The organism is Micromonospora sp. MH99, from assembly GCF_021442385.1.
GTDB lineage: Bacteria > Actinomycetota > Actinomycetes > Mycobacteriales > Micromonosporaceae > Micromonospora.
Genome location: NZ_MUZA01000088.1, coordinates 1 through 22,173 on the forward strand (window position 1 = coordinate 1; position 22,173 = coordinate 22,173).

The following is a 22,173-nucleotide window of genomic DNA, read 5'->3' on the forward strand; positions in this document are numbered from 1 at the left end:
TGCCCGGCGAGACCGCCCGGCCGAGCGCGCCGCCACCCGCGAGAGCACCGGCGCTGCCCAGGCCGCCACCGCCGCCGCCGACCCCGCCGGACGAGCCCAGGCCGCCCGAGCCCAGGCCGCCGCCTCCGAGGCCGGAGCCGAGACCTGGCGAACCGCCGCCACCCGCACCCGCGAGGCCACTGCTGAACTCGTCGTCCGCCCCGCCGACGCTCGGTACGCCACCGGTGCCCGGGTAGTCGCCCGTGCCGGTGTCGTACCCGCCGGAGAGGTCGGGATGGGTGCCGGACCCGCTGGGCAGGTTGCCCGTGCCCGGCAGGTCGCTGGTACCGATCGAGGGCGAGGCACCCAGGCCACCCCCGGACGGGCCGCCGCCAAGCTTCGGCACGCCGCCGCCCCCGCCACCGCCGCCGCCACCGGTGTTCAGATCGGGAATCTGGTTAGTGGGGTCTCTATGCGTGGGACCGTTAGCCTCACCCGCCATGCCGGGGGCGGTGGCCTGGTAGTTACCGCGCACCTGCTCGTAGACCCGGGCGGCGTCCTCCGACTGGTCGTTGATCCAGTCGGCGATGGCGGTCACGGGGTCGAACCAGCCCAGGAAGTCCGGCGAGACCTTCGCCTCGAAGAAGCCGACCCCGAGGGTCAGTTTGGCGTTGCGCGCCTCCAGCACGTCGTTCACGCAGGTCGCCGGGATCGGGAAGTCCCGCTGGGCGGCCGTGAGGTCGTCGGCGGCACGTTTGAGCGACTGGACGATGCCGTTGCCCTTCTCGGCGTCCGCCACGATCTGCCCGGTGTCCTTGGCGATCTGCTCGACGTGACCCTTGAACGCCTCGTACGCCGGGCCCTTCCAGGTCGTGCCCAGATCCTTGATGTTGGACTCGAGGCTCTGCTTGACGTTGTTGAGATTCTTGAGCAGTTGCTCCCAACCGAGCGCGGCGCTCTCCACGTCACCCGGCCGGCCGTCAATGACGACCTTCTGGCACATCTCTTCCCAGCTCAGGCCCATCTGCCGTCCTCCCCCGTCCTAGCGTCCGTCGCCGTTGCCGGCCACGTCGCCGAAGACACGCTGCATCTCGGCGGCGGACATCCTGTTCTGCTCCTCCGCCGTCTCGTAGTTCTGCTTGACCTGGCGCAGCGCCTCCGCCGCGTCGTACAGGCTCTGCGAGAGCTTGCGGACACCGGACTCGGTGCCCTGGTAGAGCCCCTGGTGCTTGGCGGCCAACCGGGCCGCCCAGTCGAACCCCCCGAGCGGGCTCGGCTGGCCACCGGCCCCGCCCGCCACGCCGCTGGCCGCCCCACCCATCAGGTCCTGGATGTCGACCATGTCGTAGGAGAGCTTGTTCAGGTACGCGGCGTGGGTCTCCAGCCAGGTGATGGCCGAGTCCAGGCTGGTCGCGTCCCACTCGGTCTTGACGCCGGCCTCGCCGGGCGCGGCGATCAGGCCCTCCGGCGTCGCGGCGTGGTTGACGTTGTCGAGTTCCAGGCCGGTCACGGCGAGGCCCGACGTCGGTATCCCGCCCACCGGAACCGGGATGTAGAGGTCGTCGTTCACGTACCGTTCCGGCTGGGTGGTCCTGTCGTCCGTCATCGGTCCCCTCCCCGAAACCCTGACTGGTGGTGTGCGCTCACTGCTGCTGGTGCGGGCCCGGCGACGGCGGGCCCGAGCCCGGCCAGCCGGACCCGGCCGGCGGTGTCGCCGGAGCGGTCGGCGCCGGCGGATAACCCTGGATGGGATGGCCGGGCGGTGGGTACCCCGGGCCGGGCTGGCCCGGTGCCGGGCCGTACCCCGGGCCGGGCTGCTGCGGCGGGCCGTAGCCGGCCGGTGGCGGCTGGGTGGCGGGCCAGCCGGGTGGCGGTATGCCGGGTGCGCCCGGGTACGGACCGACGGCCGCCGGCGGTGTGCGCCGCTTGCGGCGTCGCAGCACCACGAACAGCACGATCAACCCGATGATCGGCACGCCCAGACAGAGCCCTGCTTGGACGATCGCGCCCGCCTTGTTCGAGACGCCGAACTCGACCGCGGGGCCGTCGTCGTCACCTGGTCGGGTTGCGCCGCCGGCGCGGGTCGGGCCGGCCTCCTCGCCCTTCAGCAGCGGGTTCGCCGTCACCGCGGGCACCGAGCGGGTCAGCGCGGCGAGCGGGTCGACCCGGCCGAAGCCGAACTGCGGGTCCCGGCCGGCCGGGCCGGCGTCGCGGGCCGTCTCGATCAAACGGCTGATGACATTGGGCGCGTCGAGCTTCGGGTACTTCGCGCGGATCAGCGCCACCACCCCGGAGATGAGGGCTGCCGCCGAACTGGTGCCGCTGCCGAGCGAGTAGCCGTTCGGCGAGACCACCTTGGGCACCGGCCCGATGATGGAGTCCATCGGACCGGCGATGACTGCCTCCGGGCCCTGCACCGAGCCGCCGAAGAAGTCACCTCGTTTGTCGAATCCGGTGACGGCGACGACACCGGGGATGTTGGCGGGCGAGGTCACCTGCCGGTCACCCTGCTCGACGTTGCCGGCGGAGGCCACCACCACGGCGTCTTTGCTCAGCGCGTAGTTGATGGCGGCCACCAGTTCCGGCGAAGCCGCCTCCTCGTCGCCGAGCGAGAGGTTGATGACGTCAGCGCCGTTGTCCGCGGCCCACCGGACTCCCAGGACCACGTCTTGGCCGTCGAATTTGGTGCCCATGGAGATCGGGAGGATCTTCGCGGCCGGGGCGATGCCCAACGCCTGCATCGCGTCACCGCCGCGCCCGGCGATGGCGCCGGCCATCTTGGTGCCGTGACCCAACTCCTTGTCGTCGTCACGCCGGCCGTCCGCGGCGGCCGTGACGTTGGTGCCGTGCCCCGCGAGCACCTGGCCACGCAGGTCAGGATGGTTGGCGTCGATCCCGGTGTCGACGACGGCGACCACGACACCCGCGCCCTTGGTGATCTTGTGGGCGGCAGGGATCTTCAGATAGTCCAGGTACCACTGATAACCGCGGACCGTGTCGGCGGCCCGGGCCGGCGCCGGCGCGACCGTCACCGCGGGCGCCAGCGCGGCGCACAACGCCAGCACTGCCGCGCCCATGGCCCGTGTCGATCGGAAAGGCTTCCCCGTACGCATCGCTCTCCCAGTACCTCGCCGACGCCAACGCAGTGCGGCTCCGGCCCGGTCGAAGCCGGACCGGAGCCGCACCGGTGATTGTGTCAGCCCCACACCTTGGAGTTGCTCATCTCGGTGGAGACGTAGTTCTCGCGGGCGATACCGACGGCGCCGCCGATCTCGTTCAGGATCCGGTTGATGTCCCGGACCGACGAGTCCCACTTCGCCTGGTGCTGCTCGTAGGCGGCCCGGTCCTCGCCCTCCCACTGCAGCTTGGACAGCATCGACCGCAGCGTGTCGAGCTTCTCGTCGATGGTCTTCGAGATGGCCTGCATCTGCTGGTTGCTGCTCTCGAGGACCGCGTAGTCAACCTTGATCGTCACGACTTCCTCCTCTGCTGGCTACGGATCACGGGTTGAGAGCAGAGTGGAACTTGTCCAGCATCTGCTGCTGCTCCTCGTCGTTGACCTGGTGCGTCGTACCCGACTTGTCGAGCAGGTCCGCGATGTTGTCCATCGCGGTCAGCAGGTTGACGGTGTCCTCGTTCCAGCGCGTCATCAACGACTGGAACCCCGTGGACGCCTGACCCTTCCACGCCATGGCCAGGTCGTCGACTACGTTCCACAGCTTCTTCAGCTCGCCGTCGACCTCGCTGCGCGTGGACCGCACGTCACTCGCGGCGGTATGCAGAGTCGCAGCTTCGACCTCGAACGCCATGCTTCACACCCTTCCGTCATGTTGTGGCGGCGGCTTTGCCGCGCCCCTCCCCCGCGGCAAGGCAGCAACACCCCACCGACGGACACTCCAAGTAAGACCGTAGCGGAATCCGTCCAGCCACCGCAGCCCTGGCTGGTCGTGTTCGATGGATGGCGGTGAATCGCGTCGGGCCGGCGACCCGTTCGGACGGGAATCCGACCCGAACGGCCCCGCGACCGCGTGTCGCCGCCGTCGACTCTGGACCGTCCGGCTCGGCCAACCCCTGTCTGACGGCTCGGTCAGGCCGGCTCGGACCAGGCGGTCTGGATCAACTGCTGGCCGTCGCGTCGACGGACGAGCGTGCCCCGCCCGGGCGGCTGCGGACTCGGACGCAACGTGCCGAAGACCGCGCCCTCCTCCCGGTTGCCGGACATGAGCAGGCCCGGCGAGTCCAGCTCGCGCAGTCGTTGCAGCACGGGTTCGTAGAGCGCCCGGGACACCCCGCCGACCCGACGCGTGACGATCAGGTGCAGACCGATGTCCCGGGCCTGCGGCAGCAGCTCGTGCAGGGCACTCAGCGGGTTGCTGCCGCCGGAGGCCACCAGGTCGTAGTCGTCCACCAGGATGTAGAGGTCGGGGCCCTTCCACCAGCTGCGGTCCCGCAGCTGGGCGGTGGTCACGTCCGGGCCCGGCAGCCGGTTGGACAGCGCGCTGCGGATCGAGCCGAGCCCCTGCGCGAACGCCTGGTTGGACGGCGCGTAGTCGAGCAGGTGATCGCCCTCCACCGCGCCCAGCAGCCCACGGCGGTAGTCGGCGATCACCAGCCGCGCCTGGGCCGGCGTGTACCGCTCGGTGATGCCCCGGGCGATCAGCCGCAGCAGGTTGGTCTTGCCGCACTCGGCGTCGCCGAAGACCGTCAGGTGCGGCTCGTTCGCCAGATCCAGGTAGACCGGCGCGAGCGCCGACTCGTTGACGCCGATCGGCAGGCCGGGGGCCGACCGGTCGATGATCCGGGCCAGCTCGGACACCGGGAGCCGGCGGGGCAGCAGCCGGACCTTCGGCGCCGGGCGCCCCGGCCAGTTCGCCGCCACGTGCCCGGCGAGCGCGACCGACGCTTCGCTCAGGTCCTCGATGTCACGCCGACCGTCGATCCGCGAGATCGCGGTGAGGAAGTGCAGCTTGTCCCGGGTCAGACCGCGACCGGGCGACTTCTCCGGCACGTTCATCGCCGAACGCCTGTCGATCTCGGACTCCGCCGCGTCGCCCAGACGCAACTCCAGCTTGGTGCCGAGCAGATCACGCATGTTGATCCGGATCTCCGCCCAGCGCACCGCCGTGAGCACCACGTGCACCCCGAAGCCGAGGCCCCGGTTGGCGAGCGTCGTGATGGTCTGCTCCAGCTCCTCGTAGTCCTGGCGCAGGGTGTTCCAGCCGTCCACCACCAGGAACACGTCGCCGAACGGGTCGTCGGCGAACTCGCCGGCCGCCCGGCGACGGCGATAGCTCGCCACCGAGTCGATGCCGTACTGGGCGAAGCGCGTCTCCCGTTCGTCAAGCACCGCGACGACCTCGGCCACCGTGCGCCGCACCGCCTCGATGTCGCGCCGGCCGGCCACCCCGGCCATGTGCGGCAGGCGCTCCAGGCTGCGCAGCGCGCCACCGCCGAAGTCCAGGCAGAAGAACTGCACCTCACGCGGCGTGTGGGTGAGCGCCAGCGAGGCCAGCAGCGACCGCAGCATGGTGCTCTTGCCGCTGAGCGAACTGCCGACGATCACCACGTTGCCGCCGGCGCCGGCCAGCTCGACCATCATCGGGTCGCGGCGCTGCTCGTACGGGCGGTCGACCACGCCCACGGGCACGGTGAGGCGACCCCGGCCCGGCCAGGACGCCGTGCACAACCCGTAGGTCGGGTCGACGGCCAGCGGGCCGAGCAGCTCACCGAGGCCCGGCGGTTCCGCCAGCGGCGGCAGCCACACCTGGTGCGCGGGACGGCCCCGGCCCTTGAGCTGGTCGATCAGGACGTCGAGCATCGCGACGGCCTTGCCGTCGGCCGGCTGCTCCGGCTCCGGCATGGCGTCCACCGACACCTGCGTGGCCTGCGCCGGGATGAAATTGACGCCGTACGGCACGATCCGGCGCTGCACCAGGGCCTGCGACGCGGAGGCCTGCTGGCCGGGCGCCCGGTACGGCCCCGAGACGTACGCGGCCCGGAATCGCAGCATGGTGCTGGTGTCCGTCTTCAGGTAGCCGTGCCCGGGCGCGTTCGGCAGCTCGTACGCGTCCGGCACGCCGAGCACGATCCGGCTCTCCACCGCCGAGAACGTCCGCAACCCGATCCGGTACGACAGGTGCGTGTCCAGACCACGCAGCTTGCCCTCCTCCAGGCGCTGCGACGCCAACAACAGGTGCACACCGAGCGACCGACCCAACCGGCCGATCATCACGAACAGGTCGATGAAGTCCGGCTTCGCCGCCAACAACTCACTGAACTCGTCACAAATGATCAACAAGCTCGGCATCGGCGCCAACGGCTCACCGGCCGCCCGCGCCTTCTCGTACTCGAACCGGGACACGTAGTTGCCCGCCGCCCGCAGCAACTCCTGCCGGCGCACCATCTCACCGGCCAGCGCGTCACGCATCCGGTCGACCAACGGCAACTCGTCGGCCAGGTTCGTGATCACCGCGCTGGTGTGCGGCAACGCCTCCAGGGAGGCGAACGTCGCACCGCCCTTGAAGTCCACCAGGACGAAGTTCAGCTCCTCGGACGAGTGGGTCACCGCCAGCGCCGCCACCACCGTACGGAGCAGCTCGCTCTTGCCGGAGCCGGTCGCGCCGATGACGAGGCCGTGCGGGCCCATACCCTCGTGCGCCGACTCCTTGAAGTCGAGTTCGACGACGTTGCCGTCCGGGCCGACGCCGAGCGGGATGCGCAGCCGGTCCCGGTGACCGCGCGGCCGCCAGGTCTGGTGCACGTCCACGGCCGCGGCGTCGCCGACGCCGAGCAGGTCGGGCAGTTCCGTGCTGCGGGCCAGCGGCTCCTCGTTGCTGGTCTGCTGCTGCGACAGCCGGTACGGCGCGATCTGCCGGGCCAGCCCCTCGGCGCCCTCGGCGGTGAGCCGGTCGGGCCGGCCGAGTCGCGACGACGAGCTGCCCCGGATCAGGTCGAGGGTGGTGCCGTCGCCCACGTCCAGGCAGAGCAGCCAGCGGCCGGCGTCGCGCGGCACCGTCCCGGAGAGGTCGATCAGGGTGACGCCGAGCAGCCCCTGGCCCACCAGCTGGCAGGTCGGGGAGATCTCGCCACCGTCGACCACCACGACCACGTGTGGCGCGGTGGTCAGCGCCTTGGCCTCGGCGGCGAACCGGGGTCGCCCGGCCAGCTCGCCCGCGAGGGACTCCTCGGCCTCGGCCAGGCTCGCGAAGACCAGCCGGCGCGCGCCGGCCGCGTCCGTGCGGCCGCTGTGGTGGGCGTGGAGAAGCCACTTCACCCAGTTCCAGGCGGGCTGCCGGTCGGGCGCGGCGACCACGGCGACGACCAGGTCGTCCGGGGCGTGGAACGTCGCGAGTTGACCCAGGGCCGCCCGGGTCAGGTCGAGCACGGGCTCACGGTCGCCGCGCAGCACCACCCGGCTGAACGCGCGCACCGACAACGCGGTGGGCAGTTCGGGCACAGTGGTGTGTGCGCGGACGAACCGACGCAGCGCGATGGCGCTCATCGGTTCCAGGTCCTCGACCGGCTTGGTCTCCGGGGGGACGATCTCCACGGCCAGCCGCTGCGGGCCGAGCGCGATCCTGGTCTCACCGAAGTCGGGCTCGGTGATCCGCCGCTCCCACAGCCGGCGCGACGCCGCGATCGACCAGAGCGCGTCGGGCTCGGGGTGCCGCCAGTTCATCGCGTCCCGTTGCTGGGCCGCCGCTCGCCGGGTGCGCTTGCGCATCTGCGCCAGGTAGCGCATGTAGTCGCGGCGGTCGGCGTTCAGCTCGGCCTTGTCGTTGCCGCCGTTGCTGAGCGAACCGATGGCCATGCCGAGCATCGAGACGCCGAACAGGCCACCCGCGACGTACGTCATCATGCCGCCGCCCCGGCCGGCGTAGAGGAACGCCATCGCCCCGACACCGCAGACCATCGGCAGGATCATGAGCAGTTGCCCCATCCCGCGGGGCGTCGGCTCGGGCAGCTCGGGCGGGGACTCCAGCACCACCTCACCGCGCGGCAGGGCCGGCCCCGGCTGGCGCGGAGGTCGGCGGAACACGACCGTGCTCACGGCTGTCTCCTCCCCAGAAGCGGCCCTGCTGTCGTGCCGGCGCGGCCCGAAGCCCGCGGGTGGGCACTGTACGTGCCCGTCATCGTAGGTAATCTCCCGTGGGCGCGGTGCACCCGCACCGCGGGATCCCGGCCCGCCGATCGTAGATGGACACCAGGAGGCCACTGTGGCGACGAAGACGGCGACCGGTGGTCTGAGCCGGATCACCATTGTGGCCCCCCGTACCCGGATGGATCTGGCCCTGCCGTCGGACGTGCCGATGGCGGACCTTCTGCCCACCCTGCTGCGCTACGCCGGTGAGGACCTGGCCGACGACGGGGTGCGGCACGGCGGCTGGGCGTTGTCCCGCCTGGGTGGCGCACCTCTGGACGGTGGTCGTACGGCCGCGCAGCTCGGTGTCCGCGACGGCGAGGTGTTGTACTTCAACCCCCGGTCCGCCTCCGCTCCCGAGGTCGTCTTCGACGACGTGGTGGACGCGGTCGCCACCGCGACCACCCAGCGGCCGGGTTCCTGGCAGGTCGGGGCGACCCGGTCGTTCGCGGTGCTGTTCGCCGCGGCGGCGTTCGGCGCCGGCGCCCTGGCCGCTCTGTTCACCGGCCCTCCCCACCTGCCCGGCGCGCTGGCCGCCGTGCTGGTCGCGGTGGCGCTGCTGGTCGGCGCCGCGGTGCTCGCCCGGGCGGCGGGTGACAGCGGCACGGGCTCGGTGCTGGCGATGGTCGGGCTGGTGTACGCGGGCACCGGTGGCCTGCTGCTGCTCGCCGGTGACCGCAGGCTGACCGAGCTGGCCAGTCCGCACGTCCTGCTCGCGGCCACGGCCGTGGTGGTCGCCGGGGCGGTGGCCGTGGTGGCCGTCGGTGACCGGTACCCCCTCTTCTTCGCCGCGATCGGGGTGGGCGCGGGGACGGGTCTGGGCGCGCTGCTCTGCCTGACCCTCGACCTCGACGCCGCCGCCGGGGCCGCGATCGTGGCGGCTGTCGCGTTCGGCGTGGTGCCGGCGCTGCCTATGGTGGCCTACCGGCTGGCCCGGCTGCCGGTGCCGTCCATCCCGACCGGTCCGGACGATCTGAAGACCGACAGCGAGTCGGTGAACGGGCGGCAGGTGCTCGAGCGCAGCGACCGGGCGGACCAGTTCCTCACCGGTCTGCTGTGGACGGTGGCGGTGCTGGTGCTTGGCGCGCAGCTGGTGCTGGCCCTGGACGGCCGCCTGCCGGCGGTGCTGCTGTGCCTGGTGCTGGCCCTGCTGTCGTTGCTGCGGGCGCGTCCGCTCCTGGGTCGGGCCCAGCGCGTTCCGGTGCTGCTCGCCGGCACCGTCGGGCTGGGCCTGGCCGCCGCGGCGACCTTCGCCGGTGGGTCGCTCGCGGTCCGGCTCGGCCTGGTCCTCGGTGGGCTGCTGCTGGCGGCAGTGGTCAGCCTGATCTACGGCCTGACCGTCGCCGGCAAGCGCATCTCGCCGGTGTGGGGTCGGCTGCTCGACATCGTCGAGATCATGCTGATCATCGCGCTGGTGCCGCTGGCCGTCTGGGTCTGCGGCCTCTACGGCTGGATCGTCAACCTGCGGCCCTGACCGGGGGGCAGGCAGCTCGCCGTCAGCGGGACTGCCGCCGGTCGGCGCCCACCGGCGCCGACGCGACAGGCGCGCTGGCGTAGACGCCCGGGCCGTGCTGCCCGTCCAACGGCCGGGCCGGCGTGCCCGCGCGGTGCGCGACCTCCCGGACGACCTTGACCAGCGCCTCGACGTGGTTGTCCATGGCCGCGACCCGGAGCAGCGGCGTCGCCATGCGCCCGCCGGGCGACACCGCCGCGGCCACCGTGTGCGAGGGGGCCGACGTTGCGGTGATCGCGTCCACCAGCGGGCCCAACGGCGCGTCCGGGCGGCCCCGCAGGGTCAGGCAGCGGTGCGTCCAGCCGCCGCCGCCCAGCCCCCGCCAGCTCTCCGTCGGCGGCTCGGGCACCAGGTCCAGCCCGGCGGCCGACACCACCGCGGCGCGCAGCTCGTCGCGACCCAGCGGCCGGTGGGCCAACCCGGCCGCCGTCAGCGCCTTGCCCAACCGGCCGATGCCGGCGGCCAGCGTGCGGTGGACACCGGCCAGTCCGCCGCCCCGGCTCACCGTCTCGACCCGTGCGTCGTGGACCGTGAGCCGCAGCGCCACCCAGACGGTCCGGTGCGCCGCCGGCGGCGCACCGGGGGCCGGATACCAGACCAGGGTGTGCGCGACCACCTGGGCCCTGGACACCGGGGCCGAGAAGTCGGCGAGCACCCGCAGGGCGCGGTCCACCGTCGCCGCGTCCACCGAACCGACCGCGTCGCCGGTGGCCGGTTGCAGCGCGACCGCGGCGAACCAGCCCTGGTCGTCCTGCCCGATGCCGAGCCGGGTGCCCCGGTCGGTCAACTCGATGACGCCCAGCTCGGGTGCGAGCGCGGCAAGCCGGGGGTCCACGGCGGTGCCGTCGGCCAGCGCGACCGCCGCCCACTCACGGCGGTGGCGCAGCCGGCGGCGCAGCAGCACGTCGTCGAACCACCAGCGACCGCCACGGCGGGCGAACGCGGCCACCACGACCGCCACCGCCACGGCGGCGACCGTGGCGAGCAGCCAGCTCGGCCCGGCCGTCGCGGCCCAGACGGCGATGGCGCACACCTCGAGTACGACGAGCTGGCCGACCAGCACCGGACCGATGCGACCCCGGACCGGTCGGTCGGCCGCCGGGGTGACCCGCGCCGGGACGTCGGACGGCCTCGTGACCGCTCGGGCGGGTGGCGCCTGAACCTGCGTCATCGCTGACAGTCCCTCCTGGACGGTACGACTCTGCGCCGGGTCGGCCCGGCACCGATCCGGCGGCGGCCCCGAGGACCCGCCGTCGGCCCCTTATCGTAGGGAAGCCCGCGACGGCACCCCGAGGACATCGTCGCGGATCCACCCCGCCGGAGGTAAGTCATGCGGACCCGCCGCGATCAGGTGCAGGCGTACCGCTTCGTCACCCGTCGGATCGTCTCCGCGCTCGTGTCGGGCGATCCGGAGACGACCAACCTGCCGATGCGACGGCTCGGCATGGCGGTCTTCGGCAGTGTGATCGCCGCGGCGGTGGTGCTCGGTGGCGTCGGCGCGTACGGCCAGTTGACCGGGAATGCCGCGCCGCTGGAAGAGAACACCCTGGTCATCGAGCGGGAAACCGGCGCGACGTACGTGTTCGCCGAGGGCGAGCTGCATCCCACGCTGAACTACGCCTCCGCACGGCTGATTCTCAACGAGCCCGACCCCGCGGTGCGCACCATGTCCCAGGCCGCACTGCGCGACCGGCCACGGGGGCACACCGTCGGCATCGTCGGCGCACCCGACGCGTTGCCGGACCGCAAGTCGTTGACCGGCCTGCCGTGGTCCGTCTGCGACGTGCCCGACCCGGCCGACCCGCGCCACTCCACCACCCGCGTCGTGATCGACCGTGCGTTGCCCGGCGGTGCGCCGCTCGGTGACCGGGCGGTGCTGGTCACCGTGGACGGTCAGCGGCACCTGCTCACCGGCAACTCCCGGCTGGAGGTGCGCGGCGGTGACCAGGCGGTCGCGGCGCTGCGGATGACCGGCACGGCGCCGCTGCCGGTCGGGCAGCAACTGCTCAACGCCATACCGGCCGGGCCACCGCTGCGCAAGCCGTCCCTGGCCGACATGGGCGAGCGCAGCGGGCTGAGCGTGGCCGGCCGACCCGCGACCATCGGTCAGGTCTTCCAGGCGGCGGGGCAGCACTACGTGCTCGCGCGGGAGGGTCTCGTCTCGATCAGTGAGATCACCGCCCTGCTGCTCATCAGTGGCGGCGGTCAGATCACCGACATCACGCCGGACCAGGCCGGTCGACTGTTGACCGAGCAGCGGCTCGACGCGGACGGAATGCCCCGGACCCTGCCCACCCTGTACCAGGCCCGGGCCGGGCAGACGCTGCTCTGCGCGACGTACCGGGCCGGCGCCGCCGGTGGTCCACCGACCACCACGCTTGAGGTCTTCGACCGGGCTCCGGCGGAGTTGACGGCCGACGAACCCGGCTCCGTGCCGGTGCGCCAGACCAACCGGGACACGGTGCGTACGGCCGAATCGGTACTGCTGCCCGGCGGCAAGGGCGTACTGGCCCAGGCCGCGCCCGGCGCCGGCACCAGCGGATCCGGCGCCGCCGGCGCGACGGTCTACCTGATCAGCCCGCAGGGTGTCCGGTACCCGCTCGGTTCCGCCGAGACGCTGGGGGCGCTCGGCTACGAAGGGGTCACTCCGCTGGCGGTTCCCGGCTCGCTGCTCGCGTTGATCCCGACCGGGCCCACGCTCAACCGGGAGGACGCGCTCGTGCAGTTCGCACCCGGTGACGCGTCGGCGTCCGCGTCCGTGCCGCAGCCGACGTCGTCCACGCCGGCCACTGTCGCCCCGACGAGCGGGGGCACGGGCGGCGGGTCGCCCGGGGCATCGACCGGCGCCGACGACTGACCCGTTCGGACGGGTCGCCCCGTGTCGCAGCAGTGGACTAACCTTGGTTCGCTGACGGTTGTCAACCAGAACGACGGGGATGTTGCCATGACCGGGCGTACGGAAGTCGACCTGCTGTCCCTTGAGGACTTCCACCAACACCTGACGTCGCGGCTGAGCCAGGCCGAGTCGGTGCTGCGCAAGCTCAACACCGAGATGCAGTGCAGCCCACCGGCGTTGGGATCGTTCACCGACGCCACCCAGAATTCGCGCCGCTACAGCGAGGTCCACCAGTCGTACGTGGAGCAGGCCGAGCGGCTCCGGCAGGCGGTGGTGGCCGCGCAGCAGGCGACCAGCACCATCCTGGCCAACTACCGCACCGCCGAGGCGCGTAACGCGGCCAACGCCACCGACATCACGGCTGCGCTGACCGGTGTGGACCGGGCGTTGCAGCCGAAGGGGGACGGCAGTGTCTGAGTACACCCAGCGCTACCAGGACAAGAGCCACCGCGAGTTGTACGACGCGGTGATGGCCGGCAAGCCGGAGCAGATCGACGGGATCGCCGCCCAGTGGGCCGCCCTCAAGGGCATCCTGGACGGCCTCGGCCGGGAGCTGAGCGGCGACCTCGAAAAGCTCGGCAACACCTGGACGGGCTCGGCAGGTCGGGAGTTCCAGCGCCGGCTGACGCTGATCGTCGACCACTCCGACGCGCTGGGCGAGGGCATGGCCGGCGTCAAGCAGGGCCTCACCATGATGGCCGGCCAGCTGCGCACCGCGCACAAGCAGGCCGAGAGCCCGGAGGAGACCGACGACAACGACAAGGCCGTCTCGGGCGCGCTCAAGGGTGCCGCCTTCGGCCTGCCCGGTGCCGTGGTCGGGGGCATCATGGGCCACCAGCAGGACAAGGAAGAGCAGGAGAAGGCCCACCAGCGGATGGTGAACGTGGTGGCCGAGCTGGCCGCCGGCTATGACCTCTCCGCCTACGACCGGGTGGTCGACCCGCCCCACCCCCACCCCGAGACTCCGCGGACGACCAGCCAGGACCGGCCGACGCCGCGCAGCGGCCCGGCCACCACGACGCCGTCGGCCGCTCCGACCGCCACCGGTCTGTCCGCGCACACCGGCGGCGCCACTGTCGCGACACCGGACGGGGTGGCACCTCCGCCGGCCGGCGGGGGCGGTTCCGTCCCCGGCCACGACGGCGGCACCTCGGTCGTCGTCATCGGGCCGGAGGGCTCCGGCAGCGACCCCGGCGGCACCACCTCCCTCGCCGGCGCGGACCCGCTGCTCGGCGGGGCCCTGCTCACCGGCGGGGCGGCCGGTCTGGCCGGTCTGTCCGGGCCGGCCACCACCGTGGCCGCCAGCGCCTCGGGCGGGCCGAGCCTGCTCTTCGGGGCACCGGGCGGGGCACCTGCCGGTGGCGTCCTGCGCACCTCCGCGCTCGCCGGGTCGAGCAGCACCCCCACCACGGCGGCCCGGCCGACCGGCGGCGCTGCCGCCGCCGAGAACCGTTCCGCCAGTGGCGTCGGCCGGAGCATCGACGGCCGCCGCGGTGAGTCCGGTCGGGCGGCAGCGGGTGGGCGTCAGGGTCTGACGGGCAACGGCCGGGGTGGCAACCGCCCCGGGGTGCTCGGCGGGCACGGTCGCCCCGAGGACGACGAGTCCGACGAGCGGCTGACCTGGCTGACCGAGGACGAGATGGTGTGGCAGGACGGCGGGGACGCCGCGCCACCGGTGCTCGGCACCGCCGGCTGACCCGCCGACGGCGCCCAACGCCGCACGAGACACCCGGGTGACCCCTGCCGCCTGTCGCGGCGGGGGTCACCGTGTTCCGGCCCCCGGCCCCCGGCCGTCGTACCCGGAGGCGGTGTCGCCGCAGGTCACCACCGTCCACAGTGTGCACGGTGGTGGCGGTCACCACCGTTGCGCCCGCTGTCGTGCTGCGCCGCGCCGGCTCGGGCGATAGGTTGGTCGGGTGTCGTCCGCAGCCCTGGTCCGCCCAGCCCGGTGGGCCGTGCTGTGCTCACTGCGGGAGCTGACCCGGCTGGCGGTCACCGCACTGGTGCTCGCTGTCGGTCTCGGCGGCGCGCTCGCCGCCACCCCGCCGTCCGCCCAGGCCCAGCTGCGGCCCAGCGCCGTGAGCAGCCGCGTGGACGCCGTTCGACCCGAGGCCGTCGCGGCCACCGAGCGTACGAGCCAGCCGGCCGCGCCCCGGCCGGGCAGCGAAGCAGTCGTCGCCGCGCCGACCCGCCCGGTCCTCGCGGGCGCGCAGCACGCGCCGGCAGTTGAGCCAGGCCGCGGCACGCCGCCCCGACGCGGCCCTCCCACCAGCTGAACCCAGGCCGTCAGGCCACCCGACGCTCCCCGCGACCCGGCTACGGGTCGTGCGTCCGTCCGGGTGCCCGGGTCGCCGCCGACCGGCGTCACCCGCAGCCAGACCCGATCCGGCTCCCGACCTCCCGCCCAGCGGGGATCGGCCCGAGCCTCGGGCGGCCATCCGCAGCTCACCCCGACCACTCGGAGCCCGGCGCGTCGACACCAGTCGAGCGACCGGCCCGGTGCCGTCAGGACCCATCCGTCGATACCGTCGTTCGACCGCGAGGTGCTGATCATGCAGACCGTCCTCTCCGCCGTCCTGCCCGACGTGCCCCGGGCCGCCGCCATCTGGCTGAGCCTGCTCGGGGTGGTGGTGGTCGCCGTCGCCGCGCTCCTGCTGCGACCCGGCCGGCTCCGCCTCGACCCGGCCGTCCGGATCCGCAACGCCGCCATGCCCAGCCAACTCGAACAGGCGCTCCAGGAGCGGGAGCAGAGCCGCTACGCGCAGGAGATCGCGGTGGCCGCCGAACGCGCCACCACCACCGCCCAGCGTCGGCGGGCCGAGTGGGTGGCCGCGCAGGAGACCGTCGAAGCCGCCTGGCAGGCGCTGGAGGCGGCCGAGGCGGGCGTACGGCGGCTCGGTGGGGCAGCCGCGATGCCGCTGCCGCAGACCGTCCGGACCCCCGCCGAGTACGCCGACCGCGAGCGCTACCTGCACCGGGCCGCGCTGGACGCGTACTGGCGGCGGGAGCTGTCGGTGGAGCAGCTCAGCGACGTCTTCGCGCACCGCGACGGCTGGGACCCGCGGCTGCACCCGGTCGAGCAGGAGCTGGTGCTGCAGCGGGCGATCCGCGACAACCTGGCGGCCCGGCACGTCGCCGCCCAGGAGCGGGAGCAGGCGGCCTGGCGGGCCGCGGAGCTGGCCGTGGCGGCGGCTCGCAGCCTCCGCGAGGAGGCTCACGCGGCGACCGGGCGGCGGGTGGCGGAGTCGGCGTCGGTGCTGCCACTCAGCGAGGTGCTCCGGCCGTCGACCGAGCAGACCCGGGAGAACGCGGTGGTCGCCCGGGGTCGGGCGGCGGTGCCCGCGTTCTGACTCGGCGGCCGGGTGGTTCCGGTTCGCCGCGACACGGCGAACCGGGCCGGGCCGGCGCTTGTGGGTTAGCGTGACGGCATGTCCCGACAGGCGTGGGTCCTCGTGGTGATCGCCGGCATCCTGGCCCTCGCCACACTTGTCGGCGCGGTGGTGCTGGCGGTACGGCTGGTGCGGACGAGGCGGCTGCTGACCGGGCTGGGCGCGGGCGGAAAGGTCGCCTTCTACGGGGCGCTGATCTACACGATCTTTCCGGTGGACATCCTCCCGGACCCGATCTACCTGGACGACATGGGCGTTCTGGCCGGCGCACTGATCTATCTCACGCGGCTCGTGCACAAGCGCCGGGCGGCCGGCCGTCGACTGCCCGGGCAGCCGGACGCACCGCCGGATCCGGACCGCGCCCGCTCCGTACGATGATCGAGGTTGGTGCGCAGGACGGGGGAAGCGTGGCGGGCGATCATCGGCTGGACATCCGCGACGACCGGGTGGCCGCCTTCTGCGCGGAACGGCACCTGGCGACACTTACCACCCTGCGCGCCGACGGCACCCCGCACGTGGTGCCCGTCGGGGTCACTCTCGACGCGGCGGCCGGGCTGGCCCGGGTGATCACCTCGGGTACGTCCCGCAAGGCCCGCCAGGTGGCCGCCGCCGGTGCCGACGGCACTCCGGTGGCGGTCTGCCACGTGGACGGGCGCCGCTGGTTGACGATCGAGGGCCGGGCGGTGCTCCGGTCGGATCGAGCCGCAGTCGCGGAGGCCGAACGACGCTACGCCGAGCGGTATCGGACCCCGCGCCCGAATCCGGAGCGCGTGGTCATCGAGATCACCGTGACCGGGCTGCTCGGGAGCCTCTGAGCCACCCCGGCACACCGTCCGGTTTGCGACGCCATGCCCGTTTCTGGCCGGCTCGCTGTCGCCTGCCCTCCGGCGGAATCCCGCACCGCCGGTAGCCGTTACACCTGGTCACGACGCCCCAGCGGCAGCCGGCGACGGAATGCCGGCCGAAGCAGAGCCGTTACGTCCCCGGTACGCACGGCCGAGACCGCCACGGAGGCGGCACACCCCCGAACGGAGACTCGACCATGAACCCGATCGTGCAGAAGAGCGGTCTGTCAGTCGTCGGCCTGCTGGTCGCCGGCGGTTGCGCCCTCGGCCCCGCCGTCGCCGCGCAGGCGGCCCCCGCGCAGGTCGCCCCGGCCTCGTCGAGCCAGTCCAACCGGAGCGCGGAGCGCATTCTCGACGTCGACTACCAGGCCCAGCCGAACTTCTTCTACTGCGGCCCCGCCGCGACCCGGATCGCGCTCTCCGCGCAGGGCAAGGCGCTGTCCCAGGACGAGGTGGCCAAGCGGCTCGGCACCACTGAGGCGGGCACACCGTCGGCCCTGGACACCACCCGCGTACTCAACGAGCTGACCGGCGGTCGCTATCGGACCACCGAGATCCGTGACTCGGTGGCCCGCCCCGACCAGGTCGAGCAGCTGCGCCGGGACGTCCTGGCCGCGATCGACGCCGGCCGACCGGTGGTGGCCAACATCAAGGGCACGACCGTGGACACCGACGGCAACCCGCACTCCTACGAGGGCGGCCACTACCTGACGCTCGTCGGCTACCGCGACGGCGGGGACGACATCCGCGTCGCCGACCCCGCCGACCCGGCGCTCGGCGAGTACTGGATGAGCCTGCCGAAGGTCGCCAACTGGATCGCCGAGCGCGGCTACTCCTCCTGATCCTGACGGTTCACCGGGCCGGTCTCTTCCTCGCGGAGAGGCCGGCCCTGTCGTCGCGCCTGCGGGCCGCCTGGTTCGCTCGCCGACGCGCCCGGGTGGCCCGAGTCGCCCGGGCGCGGTGCAGATGACGCCGGGGCGGTGGGGAGATGGCCGCCTCGCCGGCACCTGCCGCCCTGCGCACGATCCGGTTGGCGTCGTCGGGGTCGCATCCTGCCGCCCGGAGCAGGTCGCTGGCCGCGGTGCGCAGGGCGGTGACGAGGGCGTCGCCGAACGACCTGACCCCGACCGCGGATGCCCGTCCGGCCAGCTCGGCAGTCTCCTCGACCAGCGTCCGGGTGCACTGCGGGATCTCGCCGACCCGGCACTCCGTCCGCATCTCCGCCACCGCCCGTCCCAGCCGGGCGATCGCGTCCGCCAGCTCCGACGGGAGCGGTTCGTCGTACTGCAGGGCGGTCGTCGACCAGCGGGCCATGACGGTGCTGTCCAGCAGCAGCCGCTCCAGGTGTGACGCGCTGCGGGCGTACCTGTGGAACTGTTGGCGGCGGTGCCAGCGTGCCGGCGCGATGGTGACGACCTCCTCGGCCCCGCTCAGCGAGTCGTGCAGACGTCCCACGTCACCCTCGGTACCCCGCAGCCGCTCCAGGACGCGCTGCGACCGGTCGCCGTCGCGTTGCCGTACGGCCTGTGCCAGCTCGGCGAGCTGTTCGCAGAGAACGGCGAAGATCGGCGCGGCGGCGCGGTCCAGCACCCGAAGGGGATTGATCGGCAGCAGCAGCGCCACCACCACGAGACCTACCGCGCCGCCGACGAGCGCGTCGAAGATCCTCGGCAGCTCCAGGCCACGCTGCATCGGGGCCAGCGTGGCGATCAGCACCGCCGTACCACCGGCCTGACCGACGAGCGCGCCGCCCCTGCCGGCCACCAGCAGCGCGCTGGCGATGGCCAGGGCGACCACCACACCCGTCTGCCACGGCCCGGAGCCGAGGAAGAAACGCAGCGTGTCACCGATGGTGATGCCGAGGCCCACGCCGAACAGGAGTTCGAAGGTACGGCGGGCGCGCTGACCGATGGCGGTCGCGATCGTACCGACGGCGGCGGCAGGGGCGAAGACGTGTGCGCCGGGGCCGAGGAAGTGCTGGGCGATCAGGGCGGCGAGCGTGGCGGCCAGCCCGGCCTGGATCGAGATGATCAGGGTGATCTCCCACTGCCGGGCACGGACCTGCCCGGCCTGCCCGCCGCGGTGGCGTACCCGCTGGACCGCCTGCCCGCTCCGCTCGGCGGCCTCGCCGAGCCGCGACCGGTCCCGGTCGGCTGGTGGGCGGTCGTCGGCCATGGCGGCGGTTACCCCGAGGACGTCCGACCAATCGTGCCCCTGCGTCCCGCGCGCACCAGAGGACACCGCCGGCACCAGCCGTCAGGGCGACCACCAACCACGGAACGCGCCGTCAAATCCATCGGCGACCATAGGTTTGCCCGACCGCTGCGGGGTACCAGGGGCCACACACCCACCGACCGCAACCGGTAAGGGGCCCAGATGAACAATCCACAGACCACCGGCGACGAGGATGTCGTCGACATCCTCATCGCCGACCACCGCGAGGTCGAGACCCTCTTCGTCGAGCTGGAGACCCGCCAGGGCACGCCCGAGTACCGCCGCCAGCTCACCGACGTGGTGATCGCCGAGCTGGTCCGGCACGCGGTGGCCGAGGAGGCGTACGTCTATCCGACGGCGCGCAAGGCACTGCCCGACGGCGACCAGATCGCGGATCACGAGATCGACGAGCACGCCGACGCCGAACGGACGATGAAGGACCTGGAATCGGTCGACCCGTCCGACAGCCGCTTCGACGAACTTCTCGCCCATCTGACCAGCACCATCCGCCACCACGTGCAGGACGAGGAGAACGACCTCTTCCCCCGGCTGCGCGCCGCCACGGCTCGGGAGGAGCTGGTCGAGCTGGCCGGGAAGGTGACGGCGTTCAAGAAGATCGCGCCGACCCGGCCCCACCCGAGCGCGCCGGACCACCCCCCGGCGAACAAGCTGCTCGCCCCCGGCACCGGCATGATCGACCGGATGCGTGACGCACTGCGCGACCGGCCGACGTCGATGGACGAGCTACGCGAGAAGCAGCAGCGCTGACCGACGTACCGTCCGACAGGGACGATCCCGGGCCGCCGACACCTCGGCGGCCCGGGAGACGTCCGGTTCGTCAGCGGACCTGGTCACCCTCACCGGTCCGCGCCTGCGCCTGGTCCACGCCCTTGTCGATCTGGTCGTCGTACTTGCCGCCAGTGCGCTTGTCGGCCATGTCGCCGGCCTTCTCCATGCCCTGGTCGACCTGCTTGTCGTGCTTGTCCGCGACGTCCTTGGCCTTGTCCATGAAGTCACCCACGGCGCTCCTCCTCCTCGGGTCGTTCCCATTCGCGTTCCCTGGGCCTGTCGGCGCAAACACCTACGGTCCGGACGGGGATGGTGAAGGCCCGGCCGATCGGCCCGCGCCGACGTACGATCCGCGCGGGCGGCACGCCCCGGACCGTCCGGAACGCACCCGTCACTTCCGAGGGCGAGCCGAGCGTTGGCGCGATTCGGGTGTCGGCGCAGCGTCGGCCGGGTACCGACCTCGCCGAGATCGAGGAGGGCCGACATGACGGCAGACGAACCCGGGGCGGATGCCGCGCCGACAACCGACGCCGCGTCCACGACCGGCGCCGCGTCCACAACGGGCGCCGCGTCCACAACGGGCACCGCCGCGACGACCGGCGGCACCGGGCCGCGCCAGGCGTGGGCCACCCTGCCCTGGCTGGTCCGGACCGCGGTGCTGTGGAGCGCCTGCCTGGTGGTGATCATCGCCGGGCTCTATCTGCTGGGTCGGATCGCCGTCCTGCTGGCCCCGCTGGCCATCGCCTTGGCCGCCACCATCTTCCTCACCGCGCTGCTCGACCCGGTGCTGCTCCGGCTGCGTCGCCTGCGTCTGCCGGCGGCACCTGCCGCGCTGCTCACCGTCCTGCTGCTGCTCGGCATCCTGGTGGGGGTCGGCGCGCTGGTGTGGAACCTGACCGCCAGCCAGTTCGATCAGCTCAGTCAGGAGCTGACCCAGGGCCTGGACCGCAGCCGCGACTTCGTCACGTCCACCCTGCCGGTCAGCGACGCCCAACTCGACAAGCTGATCGACCAGGCTCGCGAGGGTCTCAGCGGCAGTTCGCCGGACCCGGTGTCGGGGGCCCGGACGGCCACCGAGGTGCTGGGTTCCGCGCTGCTCGCCCTGGTGCTGCTCTTCTTCCTGCTCAAGGACGGCCGGTCGATGTGGCACTGGGTGCTGTCCCGGATGACCGGCCCGAACCGGTCGGTGGTGGCCGAGGCCGGCCGGGGTGGCTGGCAGACGCTTGGCGCGTACAGCCGGGGCACCATGCTGATCGCCGCGATCGACGCGATAGGCATCGGGCTGGCCCTGGTGCTGCTGGGGGTGCCGCTGGCCCTGCCGCTGGCGCTGATCACCTTCCTCGGCGGCTTCGTACCGATCATCGGGGCGACGGTGGCCGGCGCGGTGGCGGTGCTCGTGGCGCTGGCGGCCAACGGGCCGACGACGGCCCTGCTCACCCTCGCCGCGGTGGTCGCGGTGCAGCAGATCGAGGGCAACCTGTTGGAGCCGCTGGTCATGAAGCGCCAGGTGCGCCTGCACCCGGCCGTGATCCTGGTGGCGGTCACCGCCGGCACCCTGATCGCGGGCATCGCCGGCGCCTTCGTCAGCGTTCCGATCACCGCTGTCCTCTGGCGGGTCATCGACACCGTCCTGCGCCACCGCTCCACCCCGGACACGCCGGCACTCTCATGAGCGGCGCGGCGCGGCTGTCGTCCGGGCGAGATGGGTGGTGAACCAGGTCCCGGCGTGTTCGGCGACCTGGTCGAGCGCGCCGGGCTCCTCGAAGAGGTGGGTGGCACCCGGCACCACCCACAGCTTGCCGACCTCCCCCAGCTCGGTGAGCGCCTGCTCGTTGAGCGTGATCACTTCCTCGTCGAGGCCGCCGACCAGCAGCAACGTCGGGGTACGCACCTGGGCCAGGGCGGCGCCGGCCAGGTCGGGTCGGCCGCCCCGGGAAACCACCGCGCCCACCCGGTCGGCCCGGGACGCGGCCGCGACCAGCGCGGCGGCGGCGCCGGTACTGGCACCGAAGAGACCGATCGGCACGTCACCGGCGGGGCGTTCGGCAGCCAACCAGTCGACGATCCCGGCCAGCCGGCTGGCCAACATCCCGATGTCGAACCGTAGTTCGGCGGTGCGCGTGTCCAGCTCGTCCTCGGCCGGGGTGAGCAGATCCACGAGCACTGTGGCGAGGCCCCGACCGGTCAGCGTCCGGGCCACCGCGACGTTGCGCGGGCTGTGCCGCGAGCTGCCGCTGCCGTGCGCGAACAGCACCACGCCGACGGGCCGTGCGGGCAGCATCAGATCGGCGGGAAGCTCGGCGCCCCGGACCGGAATGCTCACCGTTCTGCGCTCTTCGTCCATGCCGCACCTCCGCGTGCTCGCCTCTGGGCCCGCTTACCCCGCCCGCCGCGACGCACGCGCGCCC

At 73.1% G+C, this 22,173-nt stretch carries 21 protein-coding genes; 11 read left to right on the plus strand and 10 right to left on the minus strand.

The genetic code is table 11. The annotated features are described in order from the left end of the window. From B0E54_RS29020 to eccCa, 6 genes are all read right to left on the minus strand, one after another. Positions 1 to 1,003, minus strand: a 1,003-nt coding sequence (locus B0E54_RS29020; protein WP_234590010.1) for a WXG100 family type VII secretion target, incomplete at its 3' end; no start/stop codon positions are given. An 18-nt stretch (positions 1,004 to 1,021) separates the two neighbouring features. Beyond that, positions 1,022 to 1,585: a hypothetical protein gene (locus B0E54_RS29025; RefSeq protein ID WP_234590012.1), complete on the minus strand. Its 564-nt coding sequence runs from the start codon at positions 1,583 to 1,585 to the stop codon at positions 1,022 to 1,024. A gap of 37 nt (positions 1,586 to 1,622) precedes the next feature. Further along, positions 1,623 to 3,056: a S8 family serine peptidase gene (locus tag B0E54_RS29030; protein ID WP_234590014.1), complete on the minus strand. Its 1,434-nt coding sequence runs from the start codon at positions 3,054 to 3,056 to the stop codon at positions 1,623 to 1,625. A gap of 119 nt (positions 3,057 to 3,175) precedes the next feature. Continuing rightward, positions 3,176 to 3,454, minus strand: a complete 279-nt coding sequence (locus B0E54_RS29035) for a WXG100 family type VII secretion target (RefSeq protein ID WP_234590027.1) — start codon at positions 3,452 to 3,454, stop codon at positions 3,176 to 3,178. Positions 3,455 to 3,479: 25 nt separating this feature from the next. Beyond that, entirely contained in the window at positions 3,480 to 3,788 is a 309-nt protein-coding gene (locus tag B0E54_RS29040; protein WP_234590029.1) for a WXG100 family type VII secretion target, read from the minus strand. A gap of 278 nt (positions 3,789 to 4,066) precedes the next feature. Continuing rightward, a complete protein-coding gene (eccCa, locus tag B0E54_RS29045; protein WP_234590041.1) occupies positions 4,067 to 8,029 on the minus strand; it encodes a type VII secretion protein EccCa in 3,963 nt (1,320 codons plus the stop codon). A gap of 166 nt (positions 8,030 to 8,195) precedes the next feature. Between eccCa and eccD the strand changes: the two genes are divergently transcribed. Further along, positions 8,196 to 9,593, plus strand: coding sequence for a type VII secretion integral membrane protein EccD (gene eccD / locus B0E54_RS29050; protein WP_234590043.1), 1,398 nt, complete (start codon positions 8,196 to 8,198; stop codon positions 9,591 to 9,593). A 22-nt stretch (positions 9,594 to 9,615) separates the two neighbouring features. On the opposite strand, the gene B0E54_RS29055 is transcribed toward eccD, so the two are convergent. Beyond that, positions 9,616 to 10,803, minus strand: a complete 1,188-nt coding sequence (locus B0E54_RS29055) for a type VII secretion protein EccE (RefSeq protein WP_234590046.1) — start codon at positions 10,801 to 10,803, stop codon at positions 9,616 to 9,618. Between the two features lie 159 nt (positions 10,804 to 10,962). Between B0E54_RS29055 and eccB the strand changes: the two genes are divergently transcribed. The 8 genes from eccB to B0E54_RS29095 all read left to right on the plus strand — a co-directional run bounded on the left by eccB (position 10,963) and on the right by B0E54_RS29095 (position 17,604). Then, entirely contained in the window at positions 10,963 to 12,489 is a 1,527-nt protein-coding gene (eccB, locus tag B0E54_RS29060; RefSeq protein ID WP_234590048.1) for a type VII secretion protein EccB, read from the plus strand. Positions 12,490 to 12,576: 87 nt separating this feature from the next. Beyond that, positions 12,577 to 12,945, plus strand: a complete 369-nt coding sequence (locus tag B0E54_RS29065) for a hypothetical protein (protein WP_234590050.1) — start codon at positions 12,577 to 12,579, stop codon at positions 12,943 to 12,945. Further along, positions 12,938 to 14,224, plus strand: coding sequence for a WXG100 family type VII secretion target (locus B0E54_RS29070; protein WP_234590051.1), 1,287 nt, complete (start codon positions 12,938 to 12,940; stop codon positions 14,222 to 14,224). Before B0E54_RS29065 ends, B0E54_RS29070 begins: the two co-directional genes overlap by 8 nt. A 220-nt stretch (positions 14,225 to 14,444) precedes the next feature. Further along, positions 14,445 to 14,804, plus strand: a complete 360-nt coding sequence (locus B0E54_RS29075; protein ID WP_234590053.1) for a hypothetical protein — start codon at positions 14,445 to 14,447, stop codon at positions 14,802 to 14,804. Positions 14,805 to 15,080: 276 nt separating this feature from the next. Further along, entirely contained in the window at positions 15,081 to 15,878 is a 798-nt protein-coding gene (locus B0E54_RS29080; protein WP_234590056.1) for a hypothetical protein, read from the plus strand. 78 nt (positions 15,879 to 15,956) lie between these two features. Then, a complete protein-coding gene (locus B0E54_RS29085) occupies positions 15,957 to 16,295 on the plus strand; it encodes a YkvA family protein (protein ID WP_234590059.1) in 339 nt (112 codons plus the stop codon). Continuing rightward, positions 16,292 to 16,732: a pyridoxamine 5'-phosphate oxidase family protein gene (locus B0E54_RS29090; RefSeq protein WP_234590071.1), complete on the plus strand. Its 441-nt coding sequence runs from the start codon at positions 16,292 to 16,294 to the stop codon at positions 16,730 to 16,732. Before B0E54_RS29085 ends, B0E54_RS29090 begins: the two co-directional genes overlap by 4 nt. A 227-nt stretch (positions 16,733 to 16,959) precedes the next feature. Beyond that, complete coding sequence (locus B0E54_RS29095; protein ID WP_234590074.1) at positions 16,960 to 17,604, plus strand: C39 family peptidase; 645 nt, start codon at positions 16,960 to 16,962, stop codon at positions 17,602 to 17,604. A 10-nt stretch (positions 17,605 to 17,614) separates the two neighbouring features. On the opposite strand, the gene B0E54_RS29100 is transcribed toward B0E54_RS29095, so the two are convergent. Then, positions 17,615 to 18,937 carry an aromatic acid exporter family protein gene (locus B0E54_RS29100; protein ID WP_234590076.1) on the minus strand — a complete coding sequence of 441 codons (1,323 nt, stop codon included), beginning with the start codon at positions 18,935 to 18,937 and terminating at the stop codon, positions 17,615 to 17,617. 201 nt (positions 18,938 to 19,138) lie between these two features. Between B0E54_RS29100 and B0E54_RS29105 the strand changes: the two genes are divergently transcribed. Further along, positions 19,139 to 19,744 (plus strand): hemerythrin domain-containing protein, encoded by a 606-nt coding sequence (locus B0E54_RS29105; protein WP_234590078.1) that lies wholly within the window; start codon positions 19,139 to 19,141, stop codon positions 19,742 to 19,744. Positions 19,745 to 19,814: 70 nt separating this feature from the next. Here the strand turns inward: B0E54_RS29105 and B0E54_RS29110 are convergent, their stop codons facing one another. Continuing rightward, a complete protein-coding gene (locus B0E54_RS29110; RefSeq protein ID WP_255787856.1) occupies positions 19,815 to 19,985 on the minus strand; it encodes an antitoxin in 171 nt (56 codons plus the stop codon). Positions 19,986 to 20,249: 264 nt separating this feature from the next. On the opposite strand from B0E54_RS29110, the gene B0E54_RS29115 reads away from it, so the two are divergent. Next, the gene (locus tag B0E54_RS29115; RefSeq protein ID WP_234590083.1) at positions 20,250 to 21,437 is read left to right on the plus strand and encodes an AI-2E family transporter; all 1,188 of its coding nucleotides are present in this window, start codon (positions 20,250 to 20,252) and stop codon (positions 21,435 to 21,437) included. Here the strand turns inward: B0E54_RS29115 and B0E54_RS29120 are convergent. Further along, the gene (locus tag B0E54_RS29120) at positions 21,432 to 22,109 is read right to left on the minus strand and encodes a dienelactone hydrolase family protein (protein ID WP_234590085.1); all 678 of its coding nucleotides are present in this window, start codon (positions 22,107 to 22,109) and stop codon (positions 21,432 to 21,434) included. The two genes, B0E54_RS29115 and B0E54_RS29120, sit on opposite strands and share 6 nt — an antisense overlap. Positions 22,110 to 22,173: the final 64 nt, after the last annotated feature.